Origin of the sequence: Paraburkholderia sp. MM5477-R1 (assembly GCF_050436385.1) — a bacterium.
GTDB lineage: Bacteria > Pseudomonadota > Gammaproteobacteria > Burkholderiales > Burkholderiaceae > Paraburkholderia > Paraburkholderia tuberum.
This window is the reverse complement of sequence record NZ_JBNDMC010000006.1, coordinates 2,255,845-2,268,265: the sequence shown is the minus strand read 5'-3', so window position 1 is coordinate 2,268,265 and position 12,421 is coordinate 2,255,845. Positions and strand designations below refer to the sequence as shown.

General features: G+C 60.2%; 4 protein-coding genes, 2 tRNA genes and 3 rRNA genes. 6 read left to right on the top strand and 3 right to left on the bottom strand.

Annotated features, from left to right (window positions below; all coding sequences use genetic code 11):
• Window positions 1-107: 107 nt before the first annotated feature.
• From OKW35_RS28800 to rrf, 5 genes are all read left to right on the top strand, one after another.
• Window positions 108-1,640, top strand: a 16S ribosomal RNA gene (locus OKW35_RS28800).
• Window positions 1,641-1,715: 75 nt separating this feature from the next.
• Window positions 1,716-1,792 (top strand) — tRNA-Ile (locus OKW35_RS28795).
• Window positions 1,793-1,845: 53 nt separating this feature from the next.
• Window positions 1,846-1,921, top strand: a tRNA-Ala gene (locus OKW35_RS28790).
• A 346-nt stretch (window positions 1,922-2,267) separates the two neighbouring features.
• Window positions 2,268-5,149, top strand: a 23S ribosomal RNA gene (locus OKW35_RS28785).
• 228 nt (window positions 5,150-5,377) lie between these two features.
• A 5S ribosomal RNA gene (gene rrf, locus OKW35_RS28780) occupies window positions 5,378-5,491 on the top strand.
• Together the 16S, 23S and 5S rRNA genes with 2 tRNA genes alongside form the textbook arrangement of a ribosomal RNA operon.
• A gap of 72 nt (window positions 5,492-5,563) precedes the next feature.
• Here the strand turns inward: rrf and OKW35_RS28775 are convergent.
• The 3 genes from OKW35_RS28775 to OKW35_RS28765 are packed head-to-tail and all read right to left on the bottom strand — an operon-like array spanning window position 5,564 to window position 10,123.
• Window positions 5,564-6,796 carry a lipocalin-like domain-containing protein gene (locus OKW35_RS28775; protein WP_429553875.1) on the bottom strand — a complete coding sequence of 411 codons (1,233 nt, stop codon included), beginning with the start codon at window positions 6,794-6,796 and terminating at the stop codon, window positions 5,564-5,566.
• 26 nt (window positions 6,797-6,822) lie between these two features.
• Entirely contained in the window at window positions 6,823-9,402 is a 2,580-nt protein-coding gene (locus OKW35_RS28770) for an FtsX-like permease family protein (RefSeq protein WP_429553804.1), read from the bottom strand.
• Complete coding sequence (locus OKW35_RS28765; RefSeq protein WP_429553803.1) at window positions 9,392-10,123, bottom strand: ABC transporter ATP-binding protein; 732 nt, start codon at window positions 10,121-10,123, stop codon at window positions 9,392-9,394. Before OKW35_RS28765 ends, OKW35_RS28770 begins: the two co-directional genes overlap by 11 nt.
• Before the next feature lie 686 nt (window positions 10,124-10,809).
• Here OKW35_RS28765 and OKW35_RS28760 point away from each other — a divergent pair.
• Window positions 10,810-12,366, top strand: a complete 1,557-nt coding sequence (locus tag OKW35_RS28760; protein ID WP_429553802.1) for an NADH-quinone oxidoreductase subunit M — start codon at window positions 10,810-10,812, stop codon at window positions 12,364-12,366.
• Window positions 12,367-12,421 lie beyond the last annotated feature (55 nt).

Here is a 12,421-nt window from a genome sequence, read left to right as displayed (position 1 = left end):
TCACACAGTATTGGAGGAAGGTTTGTCTGTCGAAAGACGGATCAATCATCGTCAGTACGTTGAGTGAGCGACCGGGTTCGAGAGAGCCCGAACACAGTAACAGGTTTGAACTGAAGAGTTTGATCCTGGCTCAGATTGAACGCTGGCGGCATGCCTTACACATGCAAGTCGAACGGCAGCACGGACTCCGGTCTGGTGGCGAGTGGCGAACGGGTGAGTAATACATCGGAACGTGTCCTGGAGTGGGGGATAGCCCGGCGAAAGCCGGATTAATACCGCATACGCTCGGGAGAGGAAAGCGGGGGATCTTTCGGGACCTCGCGCTCAAGGGGCGGCCGATGGCAGATTAGGTAGTTGGTGGGGTAAAGGCCTACCAAGCCGACGATCTGTAGCTGGTCTGAGAGGACGACCAGCCACACTGGGACTGAGACACGGCCCAGACTCCTACGGGAGGCAGCAGTGGGGAATTTTGGACAATGGGCGCAAGCCTGATCCAGCAATGCCGCGTGTGTGAAGAAGGCCTTCGGGTTGTAAAGCACTTTTGTCCGGAAAGAAAACCTCGTGGCTAATATCCGTGAGGGATGACGGTACCGGAAGAATAAGCACCGGCTAACTACGTGCCAGCAGCCGCGGTAATACGTAGGGTGCGAGCGTTAATCGGAATTACTGGGCGTAAAGCGTGCGCAGGCGGTGCTGTAAGACCGATGTGAAATCCCCGGGCTTAACCTGGGAACTGCATTGGTGACTGCAGCGCTGGAGTATGGCAGAGGGGGGTGGAATTCCACGTGTAGCAGTGAAATGCGTAGAGATGTGGAGGAACACCGATGGCGAAGGCAGCCCCCTGGGCCAATACTGACGCTCATGCACGAAAGCGTGGGGAGCAAACAGGATTAGATACCCTGGTAGTCCACGCCCTAAACGATGTCAACTGGTTGTCGGGCCTTCATTGGCTTGGTAACGTAGCTAACGCGTGAAGTTGACCGCCTGGGGAGTACGGTCGCAAGATTAAAACTCAAAGGAATTGACGGGGACCCGCACAAGCGGTGGATGATGTGGATTAATTCGATGCAACGCGAAAAACCTTACCTACCCTTGACATGTATGGAATCCTGCCGAGAGGCGGGAGTGCCCGAAAGGGAGCCATAACACAGGTGCTGCATGGCTGTCGTCAGCTCGTGTCGTGAGATGTTGGGTTAAGTCCCGCAACGAGCGCAACCCTTGTCCCTAGTTGCTACGCAAGAGCACTCCAGGGAGACTGCCGGTGACAAACCGGAGGAAGGTGGGGATGACGTCAAGTCCTCATGGCCCTTATGGGTAGGGCTTCACACGTCATACAATGGTCGGAACAGAGGGTTGCCAAGCCGCGAGGTGGAGCCAATCCCAGAAAACCGATCGTAGTCCGGATCGCACTCTGCAACTCGGGTGCGTGAAGCTGGAATCGCTAGTAATCGCGGATCAGCATGCCGCGGTGAATACGTTCCCGGGTCTTGTACACACCGCCCGTCACACCATGGGAGTGGGTTTTACCAGAAGTGGCTAGTCTAACCGCAAGGAGGACGGTCACCACGGTAGGATTCATGACTGGGGTGAAGTCGTAACAAGGTAGCCGTATCGGAAGGTGCGGCTGGATCACCTCCTTTCCAGAGCTGTGCATTCCCTGCACTCAAGTGCTCACGCTTATCGGCTGTGGTTAGAAGCAACGCAGGCAGGCTCAGGGGTCTGTAGCTCAGCCGGTTAGAGCACCGTCTTGATAAGGCGGGGGTCGATGGTTCGAATCCATCCAGACCCACCAGTGTCTTGTCTGGTGAGCTGAAGGGCTGGGGCCGCTGGACTATCTGTGGGACTGGGGGATTAGCTCAGCTGGGAGAGCACCTGCTTTGCAAGCAGGGGGTCGTCGGTTCGATCCCGTCATCCTCCACCAATCCTCAATGCGCAGGGTTCTGCATGAAGGCAGAGCGTTGCGCATTGGCGATTGAGCCAGTCAGAGCGGTATGAGGCACAGGCTTCATACCGGCTGCCGTTCTTTAACAATCAGGAAGAAGTAGTAAAGAGATTCACGAAAGCATACCTGGAGATGGGTGTGTGAGTAGGTGAATCAGGGTTGTGATTGTATCGATGTATTTTAAAGGTGATCGAAAGATTGCTTTGGAATACGGCGCAACACGAATACTCAACCTGTAGCGAGTGCGTCTATCCCCTCCGGGGATGGGACCCACGTAAGCGCTAAAGCGCTAACGTGGGTCGACACAGAGACACACCCGTTATAGGGTCAAGCGAACAAGTGCATGTGGTGGATGCCTTGGCGATCACAGGCGATGAAGGACGCGGTAGCCTGCGAAAAGCTCCGGGGAGCTGGCAAACGAGCATTGATCCGGAGATGTCCGAATGGGGAAACCCACTCCTAATGGAGTATCCGTAGCTGAATCCATAGGCTGCGTGAGGCGAACGCGGTGAACTGAAACATCTAAGTAACCGCAGGAAAAGAAATCAACCGAGATTCCCAGAGTAGTGGCGAGCGAAATGGGATCAGCCGGTACACGTTATCTGTATTGTTAGTCGAACGCTCTGGAAAGTGCGGCCATAGCAGGTGATAGCCCTGTAGACGAAAACAGCATGGAAGAACTGGGTGTACGAGAAGTAGGGCGGGACACGTGAAATCCTGTCTGAAGATGGGGGGACCATCCTCCAAGGCTAAATACTCGTGATCGACCGATAGTGAACCAGTACCGTGAGGGAAAGGCGAAAAGAACCCCGGGAGGGGAGTGAAACAGATCCTGAAACCGCATGCATACAAACAGTCGGAGCCTCTGCGAAGGGGTGACGGCGTACCTTTTGTATAATGGGTCAGCGACTTACATTCAGTGGCGAGCTTAACCGATTAGGGCAGGCGTAGCGAAAGCGAGTCCGAACAGGGCGTCCAGTCGCTGGGTGTAGACCCGAAACCAGGTGATCTATCCATGGCCAGGTTGAAGGCACGGTAACACGTGCTGGAGGACCGAACCCACTAACGTTGAAAAGTTAGGGGATGAGCTGTGGATAGGGGTGAAAGGCTAAACAAACCTGGAAATAGCTGGTTCTCTCCGAAAACTATTTAGGTAGTGCCTCGTGTCTCACCTTCGGGGGTAGAGCACTGTCATGGTTGTGGGGTCCATTGCGGATTACTACGCCATAGCAAACTCCGAATACCGAAGAGTGCAATCACGGGAGACAGACATCGGGTGCTAACGTCCGGTGTCAAGAGGGAAACAACCCAGACCGCCAGCTAAGGTCCCCAAATATGGCTAAGTGGGAAACGAAGTGGGAAGGCTAAAACAGTCAGGAGGTTGGCTTAGAAGCAGCCACCCTTTAAAGAAAGCGTAATAGCTCACTGATCGAGTCGTCCTGCGCGGAAGATGTAACGGGGCTAAGCCATATACCGAAGCTGCGGATGCACAGTAATGTGCATGGTAGGAGAGCGTTCCGTAAGCCTGCGAAGGTGCACTGGAAAGTGTGCTGGAGGTATCGGAAGTGCGAATGCTGACATGAGTAGCGATAAAGGGGGTGAAAGGCCCCCTCGCCGTAAGCCCAAGGTTTCCTACGCAACGTTCATCGGCGTAGGGTGAGTCGGCCCCTAAGGCGAGGCAGAAATGCGTAGCTGATGGGAAGCAGATTAATATTTCTGCACCATTGTGAAATGCGATGGGGGGACGGATCGCGGAAGGTTGTCCGGGTGTTGGAAGTCCCGGTCCTTGCATTGGAGAAGGCGCTTTGGCAAATCCGGGCGCAGAATTCAAGGGTGCGAGGCGAGCCACTTCGGTGGCGAAGCAACTGGAAGGGGTTCCAGGAAAAGCCTCTAAGCTTCAGTTTCACAGTGACCGTACCGCAAACCGACACAGGTGGGCGAGATGAGTATTCTAAGGCGCTTGAGAGAACTCGGGAGAAGGAACTCGGCAAATTGGTACCGTAACTTCGGGATAAGGTACGCCCTCATAGCCTGACTGGCCTGCGCCAGAAGGGTGAAAGGGTTGCAATAAACTGGTGGCTGCGACTGTTTAATAAAAACACAGCACTCTGCAAACACGAAAGTGGACGTATAGGGTGTGACGCCTGCCCGGTGCCGGAAGATTAAATGATGGGGTGCAAGCTCCTGATTGAAGTCCCGGTAAACGGCGGCCGTAACTATAACGGTCCTAAGGTAGCGAAATTCCTTGTCGGGTAAGTTCCGACCTGCACGAATGGCGTAACGATGGCCACACTGTCTCCTCCCGAGACTCAGCGAAGTTGAAGTGTTTGTGATGATGCAATCTCCCCGCGGCTAGACGGAAAGACCCCATGAACCTTTACTGCAGCTTTGCATTGGACTTTGAACCGGTCTGTGTAGGATAGGTGGGAGGCTATGAAGTTGGGACGCCAGTCTCAATGGAGCCGTCCTTGAAATACCACCCTGATCTGTTTGAGGTTCTAACCTTGGCCCGTGATCCGGGTCGGGGACAGTGCATGGTAGGCAGTTTGACTGGGGCGGTCTCCTCCCAAAGTGTAACGGAGGAGTACGAAGGTACGCTAGGTACGGTCGGAAATCGTGCTGATAGTGCAATGGCATAAGCGTGCTTGACTGTGAGACTGACAAGTCGAACAGGTGCGAAAGCAGGTCATAGTGATCCGGTGGTTCTGTATGGAAGGGCCATCGCTCAACGGATAAAAGGTACTCTGGGGATAACAGGCTGATACCGCCCAAGAGTTCATATCGACGGCGGTGTTTGGCACCTCGATGTCGGCTCATCTCATCCTGGGGCTGTAGCCGGTCCCAAGGGTATGGCTGTTCGCCATTTAAAGAGGTACGTGAGCTGGGTTTAAAACGTCGTGAGACAGTTTGGTCCCTATCTGCCGTGGGCGCTGGATATTTGAAGGGGGCTGCTCCTAGTACGAGAGGACCGGAGTGGACGAACCTCTGGTGTACCGGTTGTCACGCCAGTGGCATCGCCGGGTAGCTATGTTCGGAAGAGATAACCGCTGAAAGCATCTAAGCGGGAAACTCGCCTTAAGATGAGATATCCCCGGGGCTTCGAGCCCCTTGAAGGGTCGTTCAAGACCAGGACGTTGATAGGTCAGGTGTGCACGTACAGTAATGTACTGAGCTAACTGATACTAATTGCCCGTAAGGCTTGATCCTATAACAGGTGTGTCTCGACCCGCGGTAGTGCTTCAGCACTTACGCGGGTCCGATCCCCGAAGGGGATTGGTGTGAACTCCCGCGGGAGCTCACAGAAACGCCCGGTTGGGATTCAGTGTTGTGCCAGAAACAACACAACCCCCACACACCCGAATCCTTTACGCTTCTTCCCGATTGGCTGTGGCGCAACCGGTTGACTCCAGCCCTGCGACGCAGCAACCCGTCATGCCTGATGACCATAGCGAGTCGGCCCCACCCCTTCCCATCCCGAACAGGACCGTGAAACGACTCCACGCCGATGATAGTGCGGATTGCCCGTGTGAAAGTAGGTAATCGTCAGGCTCCCCCCCAGTCAGAAACCCCACCCGCCGCGGTGGGGTTTCTGCGTTTACGCGGCCGACTGTGCGCGCTTCACTACTTTCCGATCCGCAATGCATCCGCGTAACCCGTCAGTTCCAGATAGGCTCGCCCTACATCCGCATTCTGTTGACTCACCCGTACCGCGCCTTCCCAATACACGGCACCGGTCGACTGTCGTGAGTCGAGTTCCTGATCGTCCATCAGCGGATCGAGTTGCCATGTCAGCGTTCCCGCTCTAACCGTCATCGAGACCGGATACGAAGTATTCGTGTGCGGCGAGCGCCACATGCGACGCGGCGTGAAGTCGACTTCACCGGGGTTGAAATTCGTTACCTGACCATCGGGTCTGCGAAGCGTCGCGTGGGCCCATATTGCATGTCCGTCGCGGCTACGGATCTTGAATGCCATTAGCGCCGAGCCGTCCGTCAAATTGGCGCCGAGCCAATCCCATCCGACCGCATTGGCGTCGAGCAACGTGCTCGACCACTCGTGATCGAGCCATGCGGTCCCCGTCACTGCTGCATCGCGCATCGTGTCGTTTTCACCTCCGGCTGGGCGCACCACAGTGCCCGTCACACGGAGTTGCGGTTCGCTGTAGTAATAGCTCGCCTGTTCGGGCCGCGGTCCTTTGCGCGAGTAACCGCGCTCGCCCTGAATCAGCGGAGGCTGCGTTGGCGTGAGTTGGAGGTGTAGCGAGAATTCGCTTGCATCGGCGGTGACGTCGTAGTGGCCGTCCGCGGCGCGAATCATTTTCCAGGCGTCGAGTTTGACGTCGGTGTTGGCGGTCTTCGCGTAGGCGAGCCCGAGACCCTGCCGAGCGATGCGTTGATCGTGAACGAGGTGTCCGATGGCCGGATCGCTCAGCGCAGCGTGCGCGATGATCAGTTGCGACGGGGCGAAATCGCTGGGATCGGCGGCATCGTGACCAGTCGCCGTACGGAAGAACGTGATCTGGAATCCGAGCGGTCGGTTGTCGGGCGTCGTGAGCCAGCCTGTCGCGTACCACCATTCGGTGCGGAAAGCCGGATGAGCACCGCTGTCCCGCGGAAACGAGATCGGATGGTCTGGCGTGACTGCCGCGAAGGCGACCGGGGTGGATCCAGTGGAGTCGCTACTAGCGGCGAAAGAGGGCGACACAGCGGCTATGCCAATCCAAAGTAGCCCTCGGAAAAAAAGCTGAAGGCGCCGCGGAGGTGACCCGCCGTGTCGGCGCGCGATGCACGTCGCGCAGCCATCAAGCGCAGAGCAAAGCTCGCGCATGGCCGCGCTATCCCAGATCAACCGCATTTTCCAGGCACGCCGCGCAACTGGCATCACCAGTCCTCCTTCACCGCGCGCACTGCATCCACCGACACCGCGCCGCGTCCCGCGACCACCGCCGTCGTACACGACAGCACCAGCATTACCAACGCGACTGTGCCAAGCACTAACCACGGTACATGCAGCGACATGCTCCAGTGAAACGACTGCGGATTGACGACGAACACGAGAATCAGGCTGATCGCGAAACCAAGCGCGAAACCGAGCGCAATGCCGCATGCGGTGAGCAGACCGCCCTCCGAAGCGAGGATCGCGAGAATCTGCGCGCGCGTCACCCCGACGTGGCGCAACATCCCGAACTCACGGGCGCGCGCGAGCGTCTGCGCGGAAAACGTCGCTGCGACGCCGAACAATCCGATCACGATCGCCACCGCCTCGAGCAGATACGTGACCGCGAAACTGCGATCGAAGATCACCAGCGTGCGCGCACGGATCTCGCCCGGTTGCGACACCTCGAGCGAAGCGCCGAACGGCAGCGCCTTCAAACTTGCGACGACGCGTTCGACAGTCACGCCCGGCTCGACGGTCACGGCGACATCGGTTGCGGTGGAGTCGCCGGTCAGCCGCCGATAATCGGCAAGCCGTATCTGGATCGCGCCGCTCTGCCGCGCGTAGTCGCGCCAGACGCCGGCTACGACGAACGTCTGGCCATGCTCGCCGAGCGACAACCGCACGCGTTGACCTAACTCATACCCATACAGGTCGATCATTGCTTCGGAGACCCAAATAGGTATGTCGCCGGCGCGAAGCGCGGACGGCGGCAGCACCGCGCCGGTCATCTGCAGAGTCGCGCCCGGATCGGTCGCGTCGATTTCGCGGGCGAGCAGCGCGACATCCGGGCGCGCGGGATCGAGCGTCAGATGTGTAATGCGCGCGAACGCGGCGTTGCCGATGCCGGGCACCGTCGCGATGCGCGTCTGTTCGTCGGGCCGCAAGCCGCCACTGTCGCCGCTATTGCCGCCCGACGCTACGCGCACATACAGATCGGCGGACAGCAGATGCGTGATCCAGTCGTCGACAGACACGCGGAAGCTGGCCACCATGATCGCCATCGCGACGATCAGCGCGAAGCTCGACAGCACGCCGCCCATCGCGATCGACGCCTGCCCCGGCGCATTCGCGAGACGCGCAATCGCGAGCGTGCCCGTCGCGCCCGCGCGGCGTCGCGTGCCGCGCGCGCGGCCTGCCGCGCCGAATATCAGCGCGGTCACGCGCGGCATCAGCGCAATGCCGCCGACGAGCAGCAACGCGACCGCCAGATAACCGGCGATCGGCGCATCGAACCACGGCGGCACGCGCGTCAGCGCGGCGGCCGCCAGCAAACAGCCGAACGCCGGCCACGGCGTGGCGAGCCGCGCCAATGCGCTTTCCTCGGCACCGGCCTTGAGTGCCGGGGCAGGCCGTGCGCGCGCCGCGTCGATAGCGGGCGCTACGCTGCCCAACACCGACACCGCGACCCCGAGCGCGAGAAACACCGCGCTCGCGAGCGGCTCGAAGCCGACTCGCGGTTGCACCCCCGGAAAATAGCCGCCGCCGAGATCGCTGCCGAAGAAGCGCAGCGCACCGCTGGCCATCGCGTAGCCGAGCGCAAGTCCACACAACGAGCCGAGCAAGCCGAGCAGCGCGCCTTCAAGCAGGATCTGCCGCAATAGCTGAGCTCGCGTGAGCCCGAGCACGCGCAGCATCGCGAATTGCGATCGGCGTCGCACGACACCGAGCGCCTGAGTCGAAAACACGAGGAACGCGCCCGTGAACAGCGCGACCAGCGCGAGCACGTTCATGTTGATCCGGTAAGCACGCGACAGGCGATCGGTGCGGCTCTCGGTGTCGCGCGTCTCGGCGACTATCCATGTGCTGCCGAGCTCCTGTTGCAGATCGCGTTTGAAGCGTTGCCGATCGACGCCGCGTGCGAGTTGCACGTCAACGCGCGTCAGCTTGCCCACCTTGCCGAATCGCCATTGCGCGGCGGCGATGTCCATCACCGCGAGCCGTTGACCCGGCCGCGTGCGCACGAGCCCGCCCGCGACGCGCAGATGCAGATCCGACGTACCGCGGCGTAGCGTGACGTCGTCGCCGGTCTTGACGTTCAGCCATTGCTGCGCGGCCGTCGACAGAAATATCGCATCGGAGGCGAGCGTGTCGAACGGGCGATCAGGCGAGGGCACGCCGATCAGATCGGGTGTGATCGACCTCGCCTTGAAGACGTCGATGCCGAGAACGGGCAGTGCACCGGTGCGGCCCGGCACCGCGACGTCGAGCGCGAGCACGGGACTCGCCAGCACCACGCCCGGTTCGTTGGCGAGTCGCGGATAGAGGGACTCGTCGACGAAAGGCTGCGCGCCGCGCACCTGCAGATCCGCTTCGCCTGACAGACTGCGCGCGGCCGCCGAGAATTCGTTGAAGGCGGCGCTGTTGATCAATTGCACCGCGTAGCCGAGCGCGACGCCTAGCGCGATCGTCGCGATGGCGACGAGTGCGCGTGCGCGATGACTGCGCCATTCCGCGACCATCAGCCAGCGCGCGAGAACACGATATCCCGGCGCGCGCGGCAGTGGACGAAGGTCAACGGCCATCGTGGGTCGAGCGGGCCGCGGCGTGCGCGACGTTCGCGGCCTTGTCGCGCGCGCCATGCAAGTCGCCGTCGCTGAGGATCAACACGCGGTCCGCCACGGCGGCCGCGGCCTCGGAATGCGTGACCATGATCGTCGCCGCGCCGGTCGCCTTGCATTGCGCGCGGAACAGGCCGAGCACGTCGCGCGCGGTGGCAGGGTCGAGGTTGCCGGTCGGTTCGTCGGCGAGAAGCAGCGTCGGACGATGCACGAGTGCGCGTGCAATGGCTACACGCTGCAATTCGCCGCCGGAGAGATCGCGCGGAAAGTCGTCGCCGCGTCCGCCGAGGCCGACCGCCGCGAGCATGTCGAGCGCGGCGGCCGTCGGTAGATCATTGAGCAGCAGTGGCAGCGCGACGTTCTGCGCGAGCGTCAGATGCGGCAGCACGTGAAACGCCTGGAACACGAAGCCGAGCTTCTGGCGCCGCAGTCGCGTCGCGGCGTTGTCGTCGAGTTGTTCGACCGGGCGTCCGTCGATTAGCACGCTGCCGCTATCGGCGCGGTCGAGCCCGGCGATCAGGTTGAGCAATGTCGACTTGCCGACGCCCGAGTCGCCCATGATCGCGACGAACTCGCCCACAGCGAGTGTGAAGTCGAGCTGCGCGAGCACGATGCGGCCGGTGCCGTACCGCTTGCTCAGGCCGCGGCATTCGAGTGCGGGTACGACGTCGTCACGAAGCGCCATGCGAGGAGGTCCGGAAAAGGAGTCGGGCGAGGGGAGCCCGTTGCGCGAATTGAGTGTGCCTCGCCGCGCGAGTTTCTGCAGCAGTTACCATGGCGCGGCGCTGGTCCGTGTAAGGAAAACGGAAGATTCGTGCGCCTGGAGTGGAACATTTTCAGCGCACCTTGATCGAGGCGCGCGGCACCGCTGGGGACCTCCTCGTCGGTCGGTTTAGACCGCTCGTACAAAAATTTTTTTATCGCCGACGAGGCAAATTTTTGTTTGGTTGCCGCTCGTCCGCGGCCGTCAAAAAGCATTCGACAGCACGATCCGTTCCAGTCGAACCAGCCCCGTAAACAGCGAATGTCTAACAGCGGCCAACCTCCGGCTAATTGCCAGCTTTTGCTGCCAAACTGCCAAGGCCTAACGACGCATTTGTAACAATGTGCAAGTGCACATTTCGATCCATTTTGCAAGCGCCCACGTCGCAACAATGTATTGTGGCGCGGATTTCGCGGCTGTTGCGATGCAAAATTATTCTTATCTTGGTAATCTCCCACCCTTGGTCAGTCGGCTGCGGGTAAACGTGTAGCGGGAAACCGCTCCACGCGTCAATTTCAGCGAACTCCAACTTACATTTCCATTTCAATGTCTGCTTGTTTCAGGGGGCGTTGACGCGGCGTTTTGTACTTCAAGTTTTGACAGAGCACATGCCATTGCCTCTCCTAAGTCTTCTCATCTGGATCCCCATCGTCGCCGGGTTCGTGGTTCTGCGCGCCGGGTCGGACGCGGCGCGTAATCGCACACGCTGGCTCGCGCTGATCGGCGCGGTGGCGGGTTTCTTGCCGGTGATCCCGCTCGTGACGAGTTTCCGTAACGACGTGACCTCGATGCAGTTCGTCGAGAACGTCCGCTGGTCGCCGACGTTCGATATCGCATGGCATGTGGGAATCGACGGGATTTCGCTGTGGCTCGTCGCGCTGACCGCGCTGACGACGATCATCATCGTGATCGCATCGTGGGAGTCGATCACGCAGCGCACCGCGCAATACTTCGGCGCGTTCCTGATGCTGTCGGGCTTCATGCAGGGTGTGTTCACGTCCCTCGACGGCATGATGTTCTTCATTGCGTTCGAGGCGACGCTGATCCCGCTGTATCTGCTGATCGGCACCTACGGTCACAAGAACCGCACGTACGCGGCGGTGAAGTTCTTCTTCGTGTCGTTCCTCGGCTCGCTGATGATGCTGATGTCGCTGCTCTATCTGTATAGCCTGACGCACAGCTTCGACCTCGCCGTGTGGCGCGAAGCGCACCTCGACATGGTGCCGCAGGCGCTGATCTTCCTCGGCTTCCTTGCCGCGTTCGGCGTGAAGGTGCCGATGTGGCCGCTGCACACGTGGCTGCCCGACGTGCACCTCGACGGCCCGACGGGCGCCGCGGTGATGATCGGCATGCTGAAGATCGGCGGTTACGGTCTGCTGCGTTTCGCGCTGCCGATCGCGCCGCAAGCGAGCCATTTCTTCGCGCCGATGATGATCACGCTGTCGCTCGTCGCGGTGATCTATTCGAGCCTGCTCGCACTCGTGCAGACCGACATGCGCCGCCTGCTCGCGTATTCGACGGTCGCGCATATGGGCCTCGTCACGCTCGGTCTGTTCGTTTTCAACCGCTTCGGCCAGTCCGGCGCAATCGTGCAGATGATCTCGTACGGCGTGGTGTCCGGCGCGATGCTGTTGTGCACCGGCATGCTCTACGACCGCACGAATTCCGCGTCGATCGCCGAATACGGCGGCGTCGCCAACACGATGCCGCGCTTTGCCGCTTTCGTGATGCTGTTCTCGATGGCCAACATCGGTCTGCCGGGCACGTCGGGTTTCGTCGGCGAATTCATGGTGCTGATGGGCGCGATCCGCTTCAACTTCTGGATCGGTGCGATCGCCGCGACCACCCTGATTCTGAGCGCGGCCTACACGCTGTGGATGTACAAGCGCGTGATCTTCGGTGCGATTGCCAACGCGCGCGTCGCGAAGCTGAAGGACCTCGGCAAGCGCGAGTTCGCGCTGCTCGGTGCGTTGGCGCTGCTGGTGCTCGCGATCGGTCTCGACCCGAAGCCGTTTACCGATGCGATCGATCCGTCGGTCGCCACGCTGCTCGCGCAATCGGAACGCTCGGCGCTGCCGTCGGACTCCGTGCCGACGGAGGGCGGCGAGCATCTGCAGGCAGCGGCGCCCGGACCGGTTCCCGTCGCCACGCAGACTCCGGGTTGAAAGAACAGAGCGCAAGAGTCGTTGTCGCATCCGCGCGTCAGGATGCGGCGACGCT